Raw genomic sequence first — 20,555 nt, 5'->3', positions numbered from 1 at the left:
TCTCTCTCCTTTGCGAACAAGGGTTTAAAAGCCATTTCTAACATCGTGAAAACATTTACATTTTAAAGGTTTAAAAACATAAAAAGAAGGGCGATAAGACATCCTTAAAGATTGCAACCAACTTTCAGGGTAGAACCTTTAATAATCATACCGGATTTTGACGGTTATGTGAACAACGTGGAAGCTTTGACACGCATCAAATGATTTTATCGGAGAGATAGAAAAAAACTTCCGATCTTCCTGTTTCATGATTGCGCTTTCAGGTTATAGAGTCTGCCATGTTTTATGCTTTATGACTTTTGATAGTCTGTAAAATCAATCTATGAATATACATAAGACGAGCAGTTATTTTCTTGCGGGAGCAGCAATAGTGGGGGGATGAACGATGGACACGCTAGTGTTAAAAAGAGTGCTGCGCGGCCTTTGGGTTGTTCTCGCCGCTGCGGGGCTGATGTTCGCCATCTATGTATTGCTTCCGCTGCTCTATCCGCTCCTCCTGGCCTGGCTGCTCGCCTATATCATTCATCCGCTGGTGGTGATCCTGAAAGGCTTTAAGCTTCCGGGCTGGCTCGCCGTCTCGCTCTCGCTGCTGTTCTATATCGGAGGTACGGCCCTTGTACTGACTGCGCTGATTACCCGGCTGGTGAAAGAGCTGATTGTGCTGCTGCAGACCTTAGATCTCCATACCGACCAATGGCGCGAACTGCTGCTGTCACTGGGCCGCAATGCCAGCATTCAGAATATTATTAACCAAATCAACCAGTTTTACCACGACAACCCGGACTATCATGCCACTATCGACAGCAACATCAGCCGGACTACCGAAACCGTGGGCCACGCCATGACCCAACTCATCACCGGTTTTTTTAATATGATTCTGAAGCTGATTTCCGCGCTGCCAAGCATGGGAACCATCCTCATTGTGATCGTGCTGGCCGCCTTTTTCCTCAGCACCGGCTGGGATCACCATAATGCAAAATTAACTTCATTGCTGCCGGCGCCTCTGCTTAGACCGGTCTCCGAGATTTGGAGTGATTTGCGCAAAGCGCTGTCCGGCTATTTGCGGGCCCAGTTAGTGCTGATTTCTGTTACCGGGGTTATCGTCATTATCGGTCTCCTGCTGCTGGGCGTAGACTCCGCCTTTGCCATCGGTCTGACGGTCGGCATCGTTGATTTGGTCCCTTACCTTGGCGTCGGTGTTATATTGCTCCCTTGGGCGCTGTATTCCTATATGACCGGCAACCTGGCTTTGGCCATCGGATTGCTGGTGCTCTATGGGATCATTCTCGTGACCCGCCAGGTGCTTGAGCCCAAGGTGCTCGCCAGCAGCATCGGGCTGGACCCGCTTACCCTGCTGGTTGGCATGTTCGCCGGCCTGCAGCTGTTCGGCATGCTCGGTCTTCTACTGGGTCCTGTTATTCTGGTCATCCTTGACGCCTTCCACCGTGCCGGCGTGTTCCGGGCGCTGCACAGCTATATTGTGAGCGGACGCCTGCATTAGTCCAACTAGGTGTATGAAATACAGCGGGAAATGTAAAGCAGCCCCTTATAACGAAACAGAGCGGAATCCGTCTAAGTAGACAGCTTCCGCTCTGTTTTCGTTTCCTAGGTTCATGCTATTCGTCTGGTACACATAGCAGCGCATAGACAGGTTTCTGTTACCTCCGGTAAAAGGTGAAGGTGCCATTTTTCATTTTCTTCTCAATCCATCTAAGCAGAAAAACCCGGTACAGCGGCCGGGTCAGCGGAAACACCAAAGAAAAGCCGATTAAATCCGTTACAAAGCCGGGCAGAATCAGCAGCAGACCGCCGAAAAAAATGCACAAGCCGTCCAGCATCGTCCGTCCGGGCACTTTGCCTTCCTGCATTTGTATTTTGCTGTCCTGCAGTACCTTTTTGCCTTCGAACCGCATCATGAGCAGTCCGATCACTGAAGTTGCCAGAATGAGCAGCAGCGTTTTGGGCGCTCCAAGATAACCAGCGACATAGATGAACCCGAATAATTCCACGGCCGGGATAATAAACAAGGCAGCCCACAGCCATTTGTTCCTGATCATACTGCTCCTCCTTCTTCTTCCCTGAGCGCCCCGGTTATCGCTTGATACAGCTCCGGCAGCGCCCGGTCCAGCCTTACCGGCTTCCAGTCCTTGTTCAGCCAGACATGACTGGTAGAACCGCTAACCAGAAGCTCACCCGGAAGAGTCTGGGCAGCAGTCAGCGCTGAAAGCGCTCCATGTTCCGCAGAACCTTCGCCGCCACGTTCCCCATCCTTCTCAATCCGGCGCACCTCATATTCATATACAACTCTCAAAGCTGAAAAAACCTTAAGCCGCGCATACACGGCGATAAGATCATCATATCGCGCCGGACTTTTAAATTGCAAATCTGCCGCAGTCACAGGAAGAAGCACTCCCATGTTCTCCAGTGAACGGTAGGCGAAGCCGAGCTCGCGGAACATCTCGGTGCGCCCGCTCTCGAACCAGCTTAAATAATTGGCGTGGTACACCACACCCATTTGATCGGTTTCCTGGTAACGCACGCGGAAAGCCGTGCTGTGCCAGCAGCTGGAAAGCACCCGATTACGTGATTCCATAACTTATGCTCCTTTCTGTATTTACTTGAGGAAGCGGCAGCTATACGCCAATTCCGCCCGAGGACATCGTCTTCGGAACGCTGCTCCTTGAGCTTTTGGCTACATAGAAGAGCAGTACCGCCCCTACGGCAGAACTTATCATGCAAGACACATTCATCAGCCCGACACCGCCCTGACTAAGCAGAAATCCATTCAGCAAATTGCCCAGAATTCCCGCAAAACCGGAAAATACGATATTGAAGACACTTTGGCCTGTTGCCTGCATCTCGGATGAAGTAATCTGCGACACGTATTCAACAGCAGCAATATAAAAGAGCCCGAATGACAGACCGTGCAGCACCTGCACGCCGATCATCACCGAAGGATGGGGAAAGGCCACCTGAATCCCCCAGCGCAGCACATAGATCAGCGCACCCAGCAGCAGCGTGCGCTCCCGTCCCAGCTTACGGATAACTTTTGAGGCATACAGCATGGAGGGGACGTTCGTCACAGAGGCAAGAAAAAGCGCAATTCCGGCATACCCTGTGGAGCCGCCGACAGATTGAAAGGCCACTACAAAATAAGTGCCGAAAGCTGTCATCGTCTGGTTCACCAGGAAGCTGCCGCCCAGAAAGGCCAGGAAGATGCGGTTGCCGAGCAATTTTTTGACCCCTTGAGCCAGCGATTGGCTCATCATATGATTCTCTTCCGCCTGTCTGGGCAAGGTCAAGGCAAAAACAACGGCAACTGAATTTAAGAGCAGGAACGGAAGCCATATCGTAGAGACTGAAAATCTCTCAACATACTGGCCACCGGCATAGGCCCCTACAGCCGCTCCTATGCTCATCATCAGCCGGATGCTGCCATAGGTGGATCCGGCTCTGTTCGCCGCCGCAATGGCGTAAGAATCGGCGATAGGGGCCTGTGTGGACGAGAAGATCGTGGACACCGTGTATACCAGCAGAAGAACAATGAAATATTCCGAACGGTAGAATACGGCCAGCACCGCCGGTACAGCCACACTTAGAATAAGTACAAGGCGCGCCTGGTTATACCTGTCGGAGATAAGACCCCATACAGGCTGAATACATATGGCAATAAGTGTTCCTACCGCCATCATCATACCAATTTGACTGACATCCATTCCGTTATACTTCAGCAACAGCGTCAGATAGGAACCAAACGAGCCGCCGGCAAGTCCCAGGAAGAGATAAAAGCCGCGCAGCTTCAGTAGTTTTTCCATTTGTGCTATATTTCCTCTCCAATCCTTTTTAACAGAATACCCAACCTTTACAAGACTACGCCGCATTAAATAGAGCAGAACCTAATAGAGGCGGTGAACAAGTGAGCACAGTTTATAAATTAAAGCGCGGTCGGCCTTGTCTCACGGACAAAACCAACAAAGGAAGAGCTCAAAGCACAGGCTTCGGCTGGACCTCCAGCAACTGGAGCGGATATGCCATCACAGGTAAAAAAGGAGCCTTCCGGAGAATCTCCGGCGAGTGGGTTGTCCCTTATGTCAAACCCTCTTCCAAAGCTAGCTATTCCTCGGCCTGGATTGGAATCGACGGCTTCAAAAACAGCAATCTGATTCAGACCGGCACCGCACATGAATCTATAAATGGAGTCGTCCGCTACTATCCCTGGTGGGAAATACTGCCGGCAATGGAGACGGTTATACATCTCCCGGTCTCTCCCGGAGACCGCATGCGGGCAACGATCGCCAAGATCAGCCGCGGAAAATGGCGTATAACCCTGCGGAATCTCAGCAAGAACTGGATTTTCCGCACCATACAGCATTACACCGGCCCGGAGTCCTCCGCTGAATGGATCATGGAAGCCCCTCAAGTCGGCGGAACTATAGGCGCGCTAGCCCGGGTAACACCCACAGGGTTCAGCCGCTGCACGATCAACGGCAAAAGCCCTAAGCTCACTCCAGCCGATGGAGGTATTATGGTGCAGAACAAAACCGCAGTTGCCGTCCCTTCAAGCCCCAATTCCGCCGGAGATACTTTTGTAGTTAAACGTGTATATCATAAGGGCTCGCCTCTCGTTAACACAAGAAACCCTATTCTCATACGTTCCTAGTGTTCATTTTGCCCGAAACTCTCAATCCAATATATACATTTGACCCTCGTATATCAAGCAAAAAAAGCAATGGTGGAATCCACCATTGCTTTTTATGAATAGAACGATCTGCGTTATAGAAGACTCCTAAGCTTAGTCAGCTGGAATGGTGTCTACTTTCACAAGGTTTGTAGAACCGGAACGTCCCAGTGGGATACCCGCTGTAATTACAACAAGATCGCCTGCTTTAACCAGACCGGAATCTTTACCGCCTTTAAGGGCAGTTTGCAGCAATTCGTCTGTCGACGTAGCTTCTTTACCGAATACAGGAGTTACGCCCCATACGAGTGCCAATTGACGCATAGTTCTTTCTTGAGTAGTCACGGCAATAATTTGCGATTTAGGACGGTATTTGGAAACCACGCGTGCAGTGTGGCCAGTTACAGTCGAAGAAATGATAGCTTTAGCGTTCAGGTCCAGAGCGGAAATCGCTACGGATTGGCTGATCGCTTCAGTAACCGTTGTTTCTTGAGCAATTTGTTGCTTCATGAAAATTTCACGGTGGTTCAGGGCAGATTCAGCTTTCTCAGCAATGCGGGACATTGTGAGAACGGACTCTACCGGATATTTCCCGGCAGCAGTTTCACCGGACAGCATGATTGCATCTGTTCCGTCGAAGATAGCGTTCGCAACGTCACTTGCTTCAGCGCGGGTAGGACGCGGGTTGCGCTGCATAGAATCCAGCATTTGGGTAGCTGTGATTACCGGTTTGCCAGCAATGTTACATTTTTCGATCATCAGCTTTTGAGCCAAAGGCACATCTTCAGCAGGGATTTCCACACCAAGGTCGCCGCGGGCAACCATCAGGCCGTCGGAAGCTGCCAAAATTTCATCAAGGTTGTCAACACCTTGTTGGTTTTCGATTTTGGAGATGATTTGAATATGGGAAGCATTGTGCTTCTCAAGCAGTGCACGGATTTCCAGAACGTCGCTAGCTTTGCGAACGAAGGAAGCGGCGATAAAATCGATGTCCTGTCCGATCCCAAAAACGATATCGTTGGTGTCTTTTTCCGTAATACCCGGCAGGGAGATGGCAACTCCTGGTACGTTAACGCCTTTCTTGCTCTTGATCGTACCGCCGTTAACAATACGGGTCTTGATTTCTGTGCCTTGAATGTCGACAACGGTAAGTCCGATAAGGCCGTCATCGATCAGGATGGTCGAGCCTACTTGAACATCATTAGGCAGGTCGCTGTAAGTGATGGAGATACGGTTTTGGTCGCCAAGGATCTCTTCCGTAGTCAATGTCAGATACTCGTCCTGAACCAGTTCAATCGGTTCTACTTCCAGCTTGCCTGTGCGAATCTCCGGTCCTTTGGTGTCGAGCAGGATGGCAACAGTTTTGCCCAGTTCTTTAGATGCCTGACGGATCGTCTTGATCCGGTTGCCGTGCTCTTCAAAATCGCCGTGGGAGAAGTTCAGACGGGCCACATTCATACCAGCCAAGATCAATTTTTTGATATTCTCCAACGATTCACTAGCAGGACCGATCGTACATACAATTTTACTTTTCCGCATTAGGTTTTCCTCCGTTTTTTCGTTCTCTCTGTCTCACTTTTTCCAACTACAAAATCTACTATAAGGCTCTCTGTTTGTATAGGAACTTTATCACATGTACCTTTTACTGCGCCCTAATGAATATTACTGCAACTTGGACACAAAATCAATGTTATAGCCTTCTTTTGCTGTAAATTTAAGTCGAATACATGAAGTTTCAGGGCAAAATAAAAATAACCCTGCGAATGCCGCAGGATTATTTCAATGGTAATAAATGTTTATTTAGGCCAGTCCATATTTTGGACCTGCTGATAGTACTATATGTCTGAAAGTGCAAATGAAACCGGGAGTTTTACTCCACGTTCTGCACTTCTTCTTCCGGGTTAACGGCTTCCTGCTGGGCTTCGGAAAATTCGCCGATTTTGCGGAATTTTCGGTAGCGGTCTTCTTTAAGTTCCGCAAAATCAAAGCTCGACAGCTCCTGCAAATGGCGCCATATGGCATCCTTGAGCGCAGCGGCAGTAGACTCGTAATCACGGTGTGCGCCGCCCCGCGGTTCAGGAACAATTTCCTCAATCACTTCCATCTCCAGCAGATCGGCGGCTGTGATCTTCATCGCTTCTGCGGCTTGTTCCGCCTTCGAGGCATCCTTCCAGAGTATGGACGCCGCGCCGTTCGGGGAGATCGCTGAATAGATGGCATGCTCCAGCATCAGAACACGGTTACCTACAGCCATCGCCAACGCTCCGCCGCTTCCGCCTTCACCAATGATGATGCAGATAACCGGCACGCCAAGCTGAGACATCTCATACAGGCTGCTGGCAATCGCTTCGGACTGGCCTCTCTCCTCCGCCGTATTGCCAGGGTAAGCCCCTTTGGTATCGACAAAGGTAACGATCGGACGGCCAAACTTCTCCGCCTGCTTCATCAGGCGTATCGCCTTGCGGAAGCCTTCGGGATGCGCGCTGCCGAAGAAACGCAGAATGTTCTCCTTCGTATCCTTGCCGCGCTGCTGGCCGATCACGGTAACCGGGACGCCGTTGAGCTTGCCGATTCCGCCTACTACAGCCAGATCGTCGCCGTACAGACGGTCACCGTGCAGCTCAATAAAATCAGTAAAGATCAGCCCTATAAGATCAAGCGAAGTTGGACGTCCATGATGCCGGGCCAGATGCATCTTCTGTGAAGCAGAAATATCGGTATAAATTTCTTCCTCAAGTACGCGGTAACGTTCCTCAAGCCGGGCAATCTCATCGCTGAAATCAATACCCTTCTCTTCACCGAACTGCTTCAGTTCGGCAATCTTCTTACGCATTTCTACCAGAGGCATTTCAAAAGGCAACTCTCCCGCCAACCTATAAGCCCCCTTTCACGTCGTGCAAATCCAAAAGCTTGGTTAGCGTGGACCGTAATTCCTTGCGGTGTACGACCAGATCAAGCTGACCATGCTGAAGGTTGAATTCAGCAGTCTGAAAATCATCCGGAAGCTTCTGCCGGATGGTCTGCTCAATGACGATTCTTCCGGCAAAACCGAATACTGCTCCAGGCTCGGCAATAATAATATCGCCAAGACTGGCAAAACTGGCGGATACTCCGCCCGTTGTCGGGTCTGTTATGACAGAGATATAGAGCCCTCCTGCTTCGCCAAACCGGGCCAGCGCTGCGCTCGTCTTCGCCATCTGCATCAGACTGAGGATACTCTCCTGCATCCGTGCTCCGCCCGAAGTCGAAAAGATCAGCATCGGAAGCTTCTTCTCCGTAGCTTCTTCTACAGCCCGGGTAATCTTCTCTCCTACAACCGAGCCCATACTGCCGGTGAAGAACTCAAAATTCATCACGGCAACAATCACCGGATGACCGCCAATGGTTCCCTGGCCTGTAAGCACGGCTTCAACCTGTCCAGTTTTGGACTGCTGTTGTTCCAGCTTGGAGGCATAGCCCGGAAACTGCAGCGGGTCTACGGATGCCATTTCACTGTCGAACTCGATAAAGCCTTCCGGATCAAGGATCATTGCAATCCGTTCCGACGCGTTTAGCCGCATATGATAACCACACGAAGGGCATACTTTCAGATTCTTCTCCAGCTCCTTGCTGTACTGGATCGTTCCGCATTTGCTGCATTTGCTCATTAAGCCCTCGGGAATCTCCCGTTTGGGGCGTTCGCCTTCTACCGGTCCGCCGCTCCGCTCCAGACGTTCTGAAGGAATAGTCGCGTACTTCCGTTTTTTCTGAAATAAATCTTTGAACAAGGGTCGCACCTCTTCAGCCGTTTATTTGCGCATATAGCAGCTTGCCGCTGTCATGAATGCCATCTTGATGTCTATTCAGGGATGTAAAATTAGATTAAGGACTTCCTGCACTTCCTCCAGTTCTCCCGAAGGAACCAGAATCTCGAACTGCTGCTTGGACATATTGACCGGACGGCACTTTACCATAAATCCTTCTTCCGTAAGCTTGCTCTGAATCATATCCGCCACTCTGGCGGTTGGCGCAATATAGATTACCGTCCACATGCCCTGCAAAGCCTCCCTAATCTCAATTCCCAGCCGTATCCCGTATAATGGAATCATGATAACACAGTTTTCTTTTTTCCCGCAACAGGAGTAAGGCGCAGAAAGCAAGACCAGGGAGCATTATTCACCAAATAATGGGGGTTAATTATTCCGTACCGCTGACATGGGGATACACCTTGGCCCCTTCATGCCGGTGCGCAATTCTGGCGGATGCCGCCGCCGCAATTCCCGCGACAAGATCGTCCAGAAATACATGAATCCCCTGCTCATCATCATTCAGCTTGCCGATAATGCCGAGCTTTATTTTATCCAGATAGCCGAAACCTGTCAGCCCGATCATTCCGTATACACCGGTGATGCCAAGCGCCAGAGTTTCGTCCGCTCCGTAGAGTGATTCATCCGCCTCCATCACCGCCTGCAGAGGCTGCGGCAGCAGGCCTTTTTCAGCCAATTCATCCAGCGCAACGCCTGTCATCAGCGTGTACTGCACCTCTCTTTTACCCAGCACCGATTTAACGCTCGATAAACACTCTTCTTTGGTTAAATCCGGATAATACGCCGACTGCAAAATATATACGATCTCAGCGATGGACGTTAGCGTGACTCCCCTGCGCTCCAGCAGCTCTTTTGCCATTTGATAGGACATGATGTGATTCCCCTTTCCGCACGGGACAGTTCCCTGTGGTTTCCTAATGTATGCGGAAAAAGGCGGAAATGTTCTTATTTTATTCGAACTGTACCTGCTCCAAGCATCCCCTCGATCGCTGCGAACAGCTCCTCAGACGGCTTGATCCGGTAGCCGTCGCTGAGCGCGAGCAGCCTCTGGTCACGCTCGTAGAACAGCAGGGTGGCTGCAGGGCCGGGATGGGTCTGCAGCAGCGCCTGCAGGCGCGAGAGCAGCGCCGGGTTCTCGGAGTCCGGCGTGATCTTGATAAAGACACGCTGGCCGCTCCCCGCTGCGCCGGAACTCCGGCCAGCGGACTCCACAGCGTCTGCGGCTGCAGGACGCTGGCCTGCCGGTCCCGGCGCTGCGGAGCGCGGGGCTTCCTGTCGCGCCGCTGCTTGCGCGGCAGCGGGCCTTGCGGGCGCAGGCGCGGTAACGCCGCCTGCGGTGCTGCGGGCGGCGCCAGGGCCGCCTGCGCCCGCCCGGGAGGCAGACGCACCTCCGGGCGCGCCTGCCGTCTGGGTGCGGCCCGCGGCGGACGCGCGGGCGGCAGCTGCGCTGCGGCGCTGCAGCAGGCTGCGAATCGTGTCGGCGCCAAGCGGCGCGACCTCTTCGGCCAGCAGCTTGAAGCCCTCGTCCTCCTGCTGCACCTTGGCGCGCAGGGCCAAGAGCGCACCCTTCTCGATCAGGCTGCGGCTCCGCTTCCACACCTCAGGAAACAGCACGACCTCGCAGCGCTCGATCTGGTCCTCCCATTCGACAAAAGCCATCGCTTTGCCGGATTTTGTCGTAATTTCCTTGAGCGACACCACCATGCCTGCCGTCACGATCTGGCTCTCATCCTCAGCCTCGCCGAGATCCATCAGCCGCTGCATGCCCGGCTCCTCCAGCAGCTCCGCGCTGTCGTCCAGCGGATGGCCGGACAGATACAGCCCGAGCAGCTCGCGTTCCAGCTCCAGCTGCTGGCCGATGGTAAATTTCGGGATATCCGGATAGCGGATTTCCCAGTTCGGCATTTCTATCAGGTCGTCGAACAGCTGGATCTGCAGCTCGTCACGCTCCTTTCGCCATTTCAGCGCGGCATCGACTGTCTCATCCAGCATCGCAAGCAGCTGCGCCCGGTGGCCTTGCAGACGGTCGAAAGCGCCGGCCTGCAGCAGCGATTCTATCACGCGCTTGTTGCAGACCCGGAGATCAACGCGGCGGCAGAAATCCAGCAGGCTGTCGAACGGCCGCTCCTTGCGGACGGCGATGATGTTCTCCACAGCCAGTGTGCCGACATTCTTGACCGCAGCCAGGCCAAAACGGATATGGCCGCTGCCTTCTCCCGGCACAGGCGTAAACAACACGCCGCTCTCGTTGACATCCGGCGGCAATACGCCGATGCCCGTGCGGCGGCATTCCAGTACATATTCAGCCACCTTGCGGTGTGTACCCATTACTGCTGTCAGCATCGCCGACATAAACTGCACAGGATAATGTGCCTTCAGATAGGCTGTCTGGAAGGCCAGCACGCCGTAAGCTGCGGCATGGGCGCGCGGGAAGCCGTAATCGGCAAACCGCACAATCATATCATAGACAGCGTTGGCATCGGTCTCCAGATAGCCCAGTTTCAAGCTGCCCTCTACGAAGTGACTCCGCTCTTTATCCAGTGTCTCGCGTTTCTTCTTCGACACCGCGCGGCGCAGCAGATCGGCTTCACCGAGCGAGAACCCGGCCATCCGTGAAGCGATTTGCATAATCTGTTCCTGATATACGATGATCCCGTAAGTATCGGCAAGGATCGGCGTCAGGTCGGCATGCGGATACTCCACTTCAATTTCGCCGTGCTTACCGGCAATAAACTTAGGAATAAACTCCATCGGACCCGGGCGGTACAGCGCCACCACGGAGACAATGTCCTCGAACCCTGAAGGCTTCAGATCCTTCAACACGCGTCTTACCCCCGCCGACTCCAATTGAAAGACGCCGGTCGTTTCACCTGCACCAAGCATCTCATAGGTTAGCGGATCATCGTCGGGAATGCTGCGGAAATCGGGTGTACTGCTGCTCATTTCCTTGATCCAGTTCATGCAGCGTTCAATAATCGACAAGGTCCGCAGCCCCAGAAAGTCCATCTTGAGCAGTCCGACACTTTCCAGATGCTCCATGGAGTACTGGGTGAGCGCGGTGCTCTCGTTGCCGGCCTGAAGCGGCACCGCATCGGTCAGCGGACCTTTGGAGATGACGACCCCTGCAGCATGCGTGGAAGCATGCCGGGGCATTCCCTCGACCTTCATCGCCATGTCCAGCAGACCTCTGGTCTTCGGATTGCCTTCATACAGCGCCTTAAGATCAGGGCTGCTCTCCAGCGCCCGGGCAATGCTAATGCCGAGCTGGCCGGGAATCAGCTTCGCAGCCTTGTCCACCTCGTTATAGGGCAGGTTCAGTGCCCGGCCTACGTCACGCACCGCCGCCCGCGCCGCCATCGTTCCGAAGGTGATGATCTGCGCCACATGCTCCTGGCCGTATTTATCAACGACATAAGCGATGACCTCATCGCGCCGCTCGTCGCTGAAGTCGATATCAATATCCGGCATCGTGATCCGCTCGGGATTCAGGAAACGCTCGAAGAGCAGATTGTACTTCAGCGGATCAACATCGGTAATCCGCAGACTGTACGCGGTCAGGCTTCCTGCGGAAGATCCGCGGCCCGGTCCGGTGGCAATGCCCTGCCGGTGGCAATAAGCGATAAAGTCCCAGACGATCAGAAAGTAATCGCTGAAGCCCATGCTCTCAATGACTCCCAGCTCATAGTCAAGCCGGTTCTCGGCTGTTGCCTTTTGCTCCGGCGAAGCCCACAGCGGTGTATCCGCATAACGCTCCTCCAGCCCGCTGCGGCACAGCTCACGCAAGTAAGCTGCCGCATCCAGCCCTTCCGGCAGCGGGGAATATTCCGGCAGAATATGACCCCCGAACGTCAGCTCCAGATTGCATTTCCCGGCAATGGCCTCGGTGTTGAGGATGGCTTCCGGCACATGCGGGAACAGTGCCGCCATTTGCTCGCCGCTTTTGAAAAAGAGCTGGTCTGTCCCGATCTTGAGCCGTTCCTCATCATCCACCGTCTTGCCGGTGCCGATACAGATCAGCACATCCTGTACCTCGGCATCCTCCTTGGCCAGATAGTGCACATCGTTCGTGGCGACCAGCGGAATATCACATTCGGCGGCAAGGGCGATCAGCTTCGGGTTCACCCGCTTTTGCTCCGGAATGCCATGATCCTGCAGCTCCAGATAGAAGTCCCCGCCAAAAATCTCTTTATATCTCAGCGCCGCCCGGCGCGCTTCGTCATCCCGCCCATGCAGCAGATGCTGCGGCACCTCGCCCCCCAGGCAGGCGCTGAGGCAGATGATGCCTTCAGCATGCGCGGCAAGGGATTCCATATCAATGCGGGGCTTGTAATGCTGGCCTTCCAGATGGCCGATCGAGATCAGCTTCATCAAATTTTTGTAGCCGGTTTCATCCTTGGCAAGCAGGATCAGGTGGTAGATCGGCTGATCCTTGCGGCTGCCCCGCTCACGCCGCGAGCCCGCAGTCAAATAAGCTTCACAGCCGATGATCGGCTTAATGCCATTAGCCTTGCAAGCTTTATAGAAGGGGATTGCCCCGTACATCACGCCATGATCGGTCAGCGCCAGCGATTTCATGCCGTATTCGCCGGCCCGGCGCACGAGATCGGTAATGCGCGCCGCCCCGTCCAGTAAACTGTATTCGCTGTGCACATGCAAATGCACGTAAGGGCTCATATCCCCACTTCCCTTCAGTCAACAATCAAAACATAAGATGAAACTATTTTATCATATTAGAGGGGGAACCGCCCATAGAATGGAGTAAGAGCACAAGGACAGGCTGAGCTGACGAACAGGCCTGGTCCGGAAAGGGGCCTTGTATGAACGTGTTTTTGAGCAAAGCCGTCCTAGACTTCTTTATTGCCTGCGGCATCGTACTGGGTGGAGCCATGCTGGGCGGGATCGGTGCGGTAGTCTCCCTGCAGCCGCCTACACAGACTATGCTGGATATCGCGGACCGGATTAAAATCTGGGCGCTTGCCGCCGCTGTCGGCGGAACGATTGACCCGATGCGGGTCATTGAGAGCAACATGCTGGGAGGCAACCTCTCCCCAGCCATCAAGCAAATTCTCTATCTAGTATTTGCCTTCCTGGGCGCTCATATGGGCAGCGAGCTGGTCAAATGGGTGTGCGGCAAGGGGTGATGCCGGAATGAGAATCCCCCCGTTCCACCGCTACCGCCGCTTCTCGCAGATTTCCGCCGTCTTTGTACTCGGTATGGTCGCAGGAGCTGTCGCGTACAACGCTATTTTTCACATGGGGTATAATGTGCTCTGGCTGAACAATCAGGATCTTCGTGTGCAGATCGAGCAATACCGGAAGGATATCCAGACACTCAAAAAATACAACAACACCTCTACCGTCATCCGGGAGATCAAGCTGCGCACAGAGGATAGCAAGGTCAAGGACGGCGCTGCGGCTCTGGACCCAGTAACTACCAAAGAAATTATCAGCAAAATGGTCTCCGACCTTGAACCGATGCGCGGACGCAGCATGTTCGAAATCGACACGGACGGCAAGCTGGCCCGGCTGCTTCTGGACGGTAAAATATACATCGTGCGCGAAAAGGAATATGCGGTTAAAATCCGCACCATGCTCGTCATGGAGGGAGTACTGCAAATCTGGGTGGAAATTAATCCGTATAAGCGCAGCTGAGGCCAATCATGCTACAATAGTGGACAGGTGATATACGGATACATCATAGGGCAAAACTATCATTTTCCACTACGTTGATAAAGGAGCTGCCTATCCATGATTCTGCTCATCAAGTACGTGCTGTTTGTCCTGCTGGTGATTTGTATGACCGGTGCCGCCTTATACAGCTTATCCTCGCGCAGAGCGCCAGATCCGATGGAGAAAGGCCGCAAGCGCGCTATTATGAATGTGCTGCTCGGCGCCATGCTGGTGACGCTGTCGCTGATGTCGATGTTCCTCTTCCGCGGTTCCACGGTCAATGTCATTGTGGAGGCGGTTTTCCTGGTGATCGGCGCCTTCAACATCTTCTCCGGACTGCGCAGCCACGGATACTACAGCCGGAACAGGAATGAAAATCATTTTACCCGCCAGTAGTCTGGCTGCATTACCGGCATCCTCAGCATCCTTAAGTGAAACCGGTGCTATCAGAAGACAACCGCTGTATCGTATATGCGTAAAAGACTATCCCGGCGGGATAGTCTTTTTGGTAGAATATGAAGGTTCAGCCGTGGTCGATCGACTGCAGCATCAGCACCGCTTTGGCAACTATTGTGTCATTGTGGGAGATCTCAATTTCCAGCTTGCAGGTCCGGCGGCTGATCTCCAGCAGCCTCGGCAAGACGATAACCGAATGCTCAATCTGCACCGGGCGGATAAAATATGTTGACATATTGTCCAGCACGTAGTCGTTCCCGGTAATGTCCTTAGCCGCCTTGAATGCGGAAAGCGTCATCAGCGTGGATAACACACCTTCGGAGATGGTACCCAGATCGGTCGCCATTTGCGGTGTGATGAAGCCGTGGAAGAACAGCTTTCCTTCCTCGTCCCGCTCTTCGGCAAAGCCGTTCCAAATCAAGTGGTCGAAAGTCTCCCCGAGCTGCGGCTGATTGCTGACATCACGCAGGCTCTGCAGTACCTCCCGGCGGGTCAGCGAGCCCACAAGCTTGCGGTTGCGGTCCACGATGGGCAGGAAGTCAATGCCCTCCCACATCATGATTTGCGCCGCCGAGGCCAGCGACGTCTGCAGGGCAGCTGTGACAGGGCTGCGGATCATCGCCTTCTCGATGCTCTGCTCCTCGCTGAACTCCTCTACATCCCTGCGGCCGATGATGCCGATAACCCGGTTCCATTCATCCGTAACCGGGAAACGCAGTTCGCCGCTGGTCTGTGACAACATCCGCAACTCCCCGACGGTGCTTGTGACTTTCAGGGTGTTCAGCCGCGGCTTGTTATCCACGATATCTTCAACCAGCATGATCTTTTTCTTAATCAGCCTGTCAAATATGGCCCGGTTAATCATGGAGGCCACAGTAAACGTATCATGCCTTGAAGAGATCACCGGCAGGTCCAGCTCATCAGCAAGCGCTTTGACCTCACGGCTCGTCCCGAAGCCCCCCGTCACAAGCACGCCTGCACCCTGCTCCAGCGCAAGCGAATGCACATCATCACGGTTACCCACGATCAGCAGGCTGTCAGCATCGATATAACGGATCATAGCATCGACCTTCATCGCGCCGATGACATATTTATGGAGATGCTTATTCAGGCCGTTCACTCCGCCGAGCACATGTCCTTCCACAATATCCACTACATCCCCGAAGGTAAGCTGATCGGAAATATTCCGCGGCTTCTTCTCAACGCGGACAGTACCGATGCGCTCCTTCGTAATGACAATTCCGAGATTCTCGGCCTCTTTCACTGCACGGTAAGCGGTACCTTCACTGACCGCCATCTCCTTAGCCAGCTTACGGACGGAAATTTTGGTGCCAACCTTAAGGCCTTCAATGTGCTGGAGCAGCTGTTCATGTTTTGTAATGTTATCGCCTTGACCCTCCAACTGTTACACCCCCATAGCCCGATCTGTACTATTCTGTACCTATTATACACGGAGGCAACAGTGGAGTACAACAGTAACGGAAGCTTAGATTTGGCTATATCTGTGAACATATTGCTATACCGGAGCAAGTATGAAACACACTGCACCTCAGGCTTAAGCAACTGCACAACAACCCCTGCCCCCACCAAAGCGGCGGATGCAGGGGTTGTCCTGACTGCGGAAGAAATTCGGGAACGGGACTACTTTCGGTGGAATTACATCATCTTTCTGCCACACGGGACTCCTCATTCCATTTGCCCTGCCACTGCTCCAGCTTATGCTTGCGGACAGACTCCACGCGCTTCTGTTTCTCTTCATCCACACCGATGATAAAATGCAAATGTGACGCTATCACCAGAAAGGCAAAAATGCACCAGACCACACCGAACCCCAGCACCCAGCCAGGCCCGTTCTGAAAGGACAGCTTCGGCAGTGCATAGAGCAGCATAGCCAGTGCCGCCAGCATATACACACCATGCTTGAACTTGTTTCTTTTCTTCATTACAGACAGCTCCTTCTCTCTTAAAAGGTTATTCCATGGAATCTATATCTCTACTCTATGAACATGCAGCCGGAATTATGAGACAAGTTGCAAAAAACTTCCGGGAAGTAATCTACACTATAGCCTGCACCGTTCCGATATGAGATGATGTTAGCATTACAGGGAGGCGATTCTACATTGAATAACGCATTCAATCATACCGAGTACATAATCCGCAAAAAGGTTTTTTCCATTATGGGCGCTAAGCTGCACATCTACAACAGTTCGGAAGAGCTTGTGCTCTATTCGCAAATGAAAGCCTTCAAACTGAAAGAGGACATTGCACTGTTTACGGACGAGAGTATGGAAAAGGAGCTGCTGCGCATTAAAGCCCGCAGTGTAATCGACTTCAGCGCGACCTACGATGTGCATGACTCGGAGACCGGCGAACATATCGGGGCGCTCCGCCGCAAGGGGCTCAAATCGATCCTGAAGGATGAATGGATCATCCTGGATCAGCGGGATACCGAAATCGGGCTAATCAAAGAAAACAGCACACTTATGGCTCTCCTGCGGCGCTTTATCACACTCATTCCGCAAAAATATAACATTGAGCTTGGGAACACCGTCATTCCCGCCTTCCGGCAAAATTTCAACCCCTTCGTTACCAAAATCATCGCCGACTTCTCCGAGGACCGCAGCAGCCAGCTGGACCGCCGTCTCGGCCTGGCTGCCGGGATTCTGCTCTGTGCAGTGGAAGGCAAGCAGGAGTAAGCTTCACCGCTATATATAACCAACAGGAGGGTGTCCTCTAGCCATTAGGCTAGGAGACACCCTCCTGTTGTTCATACATTGCAGCCACCCCTGGCAGCAGTGTGATTAGATACAGAATTATTGACCGCCGTACATTTGCGACAGGCTGTCGGTGATGATTTTGTTCACGTCCTCGATAACGACACTGAGACGGCGTTCCGCATCAAATAGGCGACGGATGCCCAGATTCAGATTCAGCACCTCGAACAGCTTCTCCATCTTCTCCATTTCTTCCTGTGGAGGCATCTCCCCGCTCATCATGCGCTGCTGCAGCTCAATCTGGTTCTGACGGAAGCTGTCGAGCATCCGTTTGCTTTCCGGATCGGCCTCAATTACCTTCATAGCACTGGAAATATCCGAAAACTCCGTACTTTCCTTAATGGCTCTCGCCAGTTCATGCGCCTTGTCAATTACGTTCATTATAATTCCTCCTAAAAGTTTTGTAAGCATCGCTTCCTGATTCAGCTTCGTTCAAAACTCGCTTCGGAAGCATCTGCTTAAGTTTTGTAAGCATCGCATCCTGATTTGCCTCGTTCAAATCCGGCACGGCTTTTTAAAGAATAGGTCAATCACCAAGGGTCAGATGTCTCCATATGATGAATGATATGTAACCCTTAAGATTCATATTGCCGGCATCATGCTGCCTACTGGAAGGAGATCCACGATGTCCAAATTCAAGATCCCGGTCCACTCGGTCCACTCGGGCATCCTGCAGGAAAACGCTGTAATGCTGGGCGAAAAATCCATGAAAAAGCTCAAAATACCCGCACACGGAACGATCCGGCTCACGTTCGGCTCTTTCCGGCAGGAGGTCACCGTCATTCCGGTTCCCAAAGCCGACAGTCTGCGCGTAAATGAAGCGCTGGCACGGAAACTCGGACTGCGGCAACGGCTCTCACTGAATGCTTCATACAGCTCCGGCAGCCGCACCTTGCGGCTCGGACCGTTGATTGGAGTTCTGGTGAGCCGGGACCATCCGGACCATCCCGAAAGGGTATTCGGCCCGATCACCCTGTTCTGCCGGGAGCTTACCAATGCCTGCCATGCACAAGGCGCCTATGTATATTTCTTTACCCCGGAAGGGCTGGAAACACGCAGCTCCTCCATTGAGGGCTGGGTATACGACGAGGGATGGCGGAAGCTGAGTCTGCCCATTGCCGATGTCATTAACAATCGGCTTACGACTCGAAAGGTGGAGAATAAACCTAGCGTACAGCATTTTTTGGCGGATGTAAAATCCCGCTACGGAACTCATTTCTTCAATGAAAAGTTCCTTGACAAGACAGAGGTGTTCGAAGCACTGGCACAGGATGCCGCCCTGCAGCGGTATTTGCCGGAATCGCATGCCTTAACCGGCTTCGCCGTATTAAAAAGAATGTGCAGCAGCTATCCCAGCGTCTTCCTGAAGCCGGTACGCGGTAGCCTTGGAAAAGGCATTCTCCGCATTTCCAAAGATGAGGGGGGCGGCTACCGGCTGTTATCCACAACACCGCTTGGCACGCGTAAACAAGTCTATCCGACCCTGGCGAAGCTATTTCAATCCATTGCGCCCAAGATGAAAACCACCCGCTACCAGATTCAGCAGGGACTCCCTCTACTAGAGCTTGGACGGCGTCCGGTAGATTTCCGGGCACTTGTGCAGAAGAACGGCACCGGCAAGTGGGGCGTCACCTCTATAGTTGCCCGTACCGCCGGAAGCAACCATTTTGTCTCCAATCTGGCGCGGGGCGGCACGCTCAGCACTGTCCGCGAGGCCATCGGCAAGAGCAGCCTCTCGTCCGGGACCAAAGAAAGCACACAGCTGCAGCTTCCACGGGCAGCCCTGGCGATAGCCAGGGGTGTGGAAACCTATATTCCCGCGCATTTCGGGGAGCTCGGTATTGACCTTGCCCTGGATCAGTCGGGGAAAATCTGGCTGCTGGAGGTCAACTCCAAACCGTCCAAAAACGACAACACGCCCCTCAGTGATGTGAAAATCAGACCGTCCGTCAAACAGATGATTCTATATTGCCGCTACTTGGCCGGGTTATAAGGAGGGCATTATGACAGAGACAGCAATGGGGTTCCTTGGCATCATGACGGGCCGCCGCCGCGGGAATCCTCCCATCGCGGAACCGGAGTTCTGCAGTCAGTTATGCCGGGTAGCCCCGCTGTATGATCTGCAGGTGCTTATCTTTCACCCGGAGGGAGTTGCAAGAGACGGCCAATCCATACGCGGCTATATCTGGAATGACGGACAGTGGCAGCCTACCCTGGCAGCTCCGCCCGACATTCTGTATAACCGTTGTCTATACTCAAGCCTGCAGGAAAAAAGATCCGCCGCTTCCGCCCTGGCTGCCTTATCCCGGTCGCTTCCGTGGTCGCGTGGTTTGCCTGATAAATGGAGCGTCTATGAAATTTTACGGCGCAGCCGCAGAGCTTCAGCATGGCTGCCCGAGACCAGACTTTACACCGGTACCGGTGATTTGGACACGATGCTTGCAGAAAGAGAGGACGGCGTTTTTCTGAAGCCAAGGTCCGGCACCCATGGCAAACGCACAATCCATGCGAAGCGCCTAAGCAATAACGAGGGCGGGCGCATAAGCTTAAGAGGTCGTGATGAGGCAAATGTCCCCTTTGAGAAAGGTTTCCGAACGCTGGACGAAGGTCTGAGCTGGATCCATGACTTTATCGGCCCGCGCCGCTATATTATACAACCTTACCTTCATCTGACCGGCAGCGGAGGACAGCCGTTCGACGTGCGTGTACTCATGCAGAAGAACGGCAGAGGCGTCTGGACGCTTACCGGCATGGCCGTCCGGTTGGGCAGCCGCGGTTCGCTGACCTCGAACCTCCATGGCGGGGGAACAGCGGTTCCCGCCAAGCCCTTCCTGCTTGCAGAATACGGCAAGACGGGAATCGGGCTTATGGAGGAGCTTGCAGCAGCATCGGCTTTACTGCCGCCGCTGCTGGAGGAATCATGCGGCAGGCTGGGAGAACTCGGCCTAGACTACGGTATTGATGAAGGCGGCAGGATCTATCTGCTTGAAGCCAATTCCAAACCAGGGCGCACGGTGTTCCGGTTGACGGGCGACCGCCGGGCTGCTAAGCTCGCCGCCGAGAACCCCCTGCGCTATGCGCGTCATCTGCTGCTGAATTCAGCAGCAAACCGCAAGCCATCTACGCGGCAGTTCCGTTACAAACGGGAGAATGATATCAACGGTTCCTAAG

At 53.3% G+C, this 20,555-nt stretch carries 20 protein-coding genes; 8 read left to right on the top strand and 12 right to left on the bottom strand.

Annotated elements, in window-relative coordinates:
* Positions 1-385 precede the first annotated feature (385 nt).
* On the top strand, positions 386-1,501 hold the full coding sequence (gene ytvI, locus NST07_RS10195) for a sporulation integral membrane protein YtvI (protein ID WP_341378020.1): 1,116 nt from the start codon (positions 386-388) through the stop codon (positions 1,499-1,501).
* Between the two features lie 157 nt (positions 1,502-1,658).
* Here the strand turns inward: ytvI and NST07_RS10190 are convergent, their stop codons facing one another.
* Genes NST07_RS10190 through NST07_RS10180 form a run of 3 tightly spaced genes read right to left on the bottom strand, consistent with a single transcriptional unit; the run spans position 1,659 to position 3,815 of the window.
* Positions 1,659-2,057 carry an FxsA family protein gene (locus tag NST07_RS10190; protein ID WP_341091462.1) on the bottom strand — a complete coding sequence of 133 codons (399 nt, stop codon included), beginning with the start codon at positions 2,055-2,057 and terminating at the stop codon, positions 1,659-1,661.
* Entirely contained in the window at positions 2,054-2,593 is a 540-nt protein-coding gene (locus NST07_RS10185; protein WP_341091461.1) for a thioesterase family protein, read from the bottom strand. Before NST07_RS10185 ends, NST07_RS10190 begins: the two co-directional genes overlap by 4 nt.
* A gap of 40 nt (positions 2,594-2,633) precedes the next feature.
* Complete coding sequence (locus NST07_RS10180) at positions 2,634-3,815, bottom strand: MFS transporter (protein ID WP_342481480.1); 1,182 nt, start codon at positions 3,813-3,815, stop codon at positions 2,634-2,636.
* Between the two features lie 101 nt (positions 3,816-3,916).
* On the opposite strand from NST07_RS10180, the gene NST07_RS10175 reads away from it, so the two are divergent.
* Entirely contained in the window at positions 3,917-4,660 is a 744-nt protein-coding gene (locus NST07_RS10175) for a G1 family glutamic endopeptidase (protein ID WP_342481479.1), read from the top strand.
* Positions 4,661-4,792: 132 nt separating this feature from the next.
* Here NST07_RS10175 and pyk read toward each other — a convergent pair whose 3' ends face one another.
* The 6 genes from pyk to NST07_RS10145 all read right to left on the bottom strand — a co-directional run bounded on the left by pyk (position 4,793) and on the right by NST07_RS10145 (position 13,158).
* Positions 4,793-6,217, bottom strand: coding sequence for a pyruvate kinase (gene pyk, locus NST07_RS10170; protein WP_038588922.1), 1,425 nt, complete (start codon positions 6,215-6,217; stop codon positions 4,793-4,795).
* Between the two features lie 331 nt (positions 6,218-6,548).
* Positions 6,549-7,550, bottom strand: a complete 1,002-nt coding sequence (locus NST07_RS10165; protein ID WP_341091458.1) for an acetyl-CoA carboxylase carboxyltransferase subunit alpha — start codon at positions 7,548-7,550, stop codon at positions 6,549-6,551.
* A 1-nt stretch (position 7,551) separates the two neighbouring features.
* A complete protein-coding gene (accD, locus tag NST07_RS10160) occupies positions 7,552-8,445 on the bottom strand; it encodes an acetyl-CoA carboxylase, carboxyltransferase subunit beta (protein ID WP_076110665.1) in 894 nt (297 codons plus the stop codon).
* 75 nt (positions 8,446-8,520) lie between these two features.
* Positions 8,521-8,709 (bottom strand): hypothetical protein, encoded by a 189-nt coding sequence (locus NST07_RS10155; RefSeq protein WP_038588919.1) that lies wholly within the window; start codon positions 8,707-8,709, stop codon positions 8,521-8,523.
* A gap of 145 nt (positions 8,710-8,854) precedes the next feature.
* Complete coding sequence (locus NST07_RS10150) at positions 8,855-9,355, bottom strand: phosphatidylglycerophosphatase A (protein ID WP_341091457.1); 501 nt, start codon at positions 9,353-9,355, stop codon at positions 8,855-8,857.
* A gap of 74 nt (positions 9,356-9,429) precedes the next feature.
* The gene (locus NST07_RS10145; RefSeq protein ID WP_342481478.1) at positions 9,430-13,158 is read right to left on the bottom strand and encodes a DNA polymerase III subunit alpha; all 3,729 of its coding nucleotides are present in this window, start codon (positions 13,156-13,158) and stop codon (positions 9,430-9,432) included.
* A 143-nt stretch (positions 13,159-13,301) separates the two neighbouring features.
* On the opposite strand from NST07_RS10145, the gene NST07_RS10140 reads away from it, so the two are divergent.
* The 3 genes from NST07_RS10140 (at position 13,302) to NST07_RS10130 (ending at position 14,550) form a co-directional block, all read left to right on the top strand.
* On the top strand, positions 13,302-13,625 hold the full coding sequence (locus tag NST07_RS10140; protein ID WP_038588909.1) for a YtrH family sporulation protein: 324 nt from the start codon (positions 13,302-13,304) through the stop codon (positions 13,623-13,625).
* A gap of 7 nt (positions 13,626-13,632) precedes the next feature.
* On the top strand, positions 13,633-14,136 hold the full coding sequence (locus tag NST07_RS10135) for a hypothetical protein (RefSeq protein ID WP_038588905.1): 504 nt from the start codon (positions 13,633-13,635) through the stop codon (positions 14,134-14,136).
* A gap of 96 nt (positions 14,137-14,232) precedes the next feature.
* Positions 14,233-14,550, top strand: coding sequence for a YtpI family protein (locus NST07_RS10130; RefSeq protein WP_341091454.1), 318 nt, complete (start codon positions 14,233-14,235; stop codon positions 14,548-14,550).
* Positions 14,551-14,677: 127 nt separating this feature from the next.
* Here the strand turns inward: NST07_RS10130 and NST07_RS10125 are convergent, their stop codons facing one another.
* Complete coding sequence (locus NST07_RS10125; protein WP_341091452.1) at positions 14,678-16,012, bottom strand: DRTGG domain-containing protein; 1,335 nt, start codon at positions 16,010-16,012, stop codon at positions 14,678-14,680.
* A gap of 259 nt (positions 16,013-16,271) precedes the next feature.
* The gene (locus NST07_RS10120) at positions 16,272-16,553 is read right to left on the bottom strand and encodes a hypothetical protein (RefSeq protein WP_342481477.1); all 282 of its coding nucleotides are present in this window, start codon (positions 16,551-16,553) and stop codon (positions 16,272-16,274) included.
* Between the two features lie 177 nt (positions 16,554-16,730).
* On the opposite strand from NST07_RS10120, the gene NST07_RS10115 reads away from it, so the two are divergent.
* Positions 16,731-17,306: a hypothetical protein gene (locus NST07_RS10115; RefSeq protein ID WP_341091451.1), complete on the top strand. Its 576-nt coding sequence runs from the start codon at positions 16,731-16,733 to the stop codon at positions 17,304-17,306.
* A 117-nt stretch (positions 17,307-17,423) separates the two neighbouring features.
* Here the strand turns inward: NST07_RS10115 and NST07_RS10110 are convergent, their stop codons facing one another.
* Positions 17,424-17,765, bottom strand: coding sequence for a YlbF family regulator (locus NST07_RS10110; protein ID WP_340899474.1), 342 nt, complete (start codon positions 17,763-17,765; stop codon positions 17,424-17,426).
* Between the two features lie 244 nt (positions 17,766-18,009).
* Between NST07_RS10110 and NST07_RS10105 the strand changes: the two genes are divergently transcribed.
* Complete coding sequence (locus NST07_RS10105) at positions 18,010-19,377, top strand: YheC/YheD family protein (RefSeq protein ID WP_341091450.1); 1,368 nt, start codon at positions 18,010-18,012, stop codon at positions 19,375-19,377.
* 10 nt (positions 19,378-19,387) lie between these two features.
* Positions 19,388-20,554: a YheC/YheD family protein gene (locus tag NST07_RS10100; RefSeq protein WP_341091449.1), complete on the top strand. Its 1,167-nt coding sequence runs from the start codon at positions 19,388-19,390 to the stop codon at positions 20,552-20,554.
* Position 20,555: the final 1 nt, after the last annotated feature.

The organism is Paenibacillus sp. FSL L8-0340 (assembly GCF_038593145.1).
Taxonomy (GTDB): domain Bacteria; phylum Bacillota; class Bacilli; order Paenibacillales; family Paenibacillaceae; genus Paenibacillus_AQ.
Note: the sequence above shows the minus strand (reverse complement) of the source record. Positions and strands in the feature narration are given on the sequence as shown.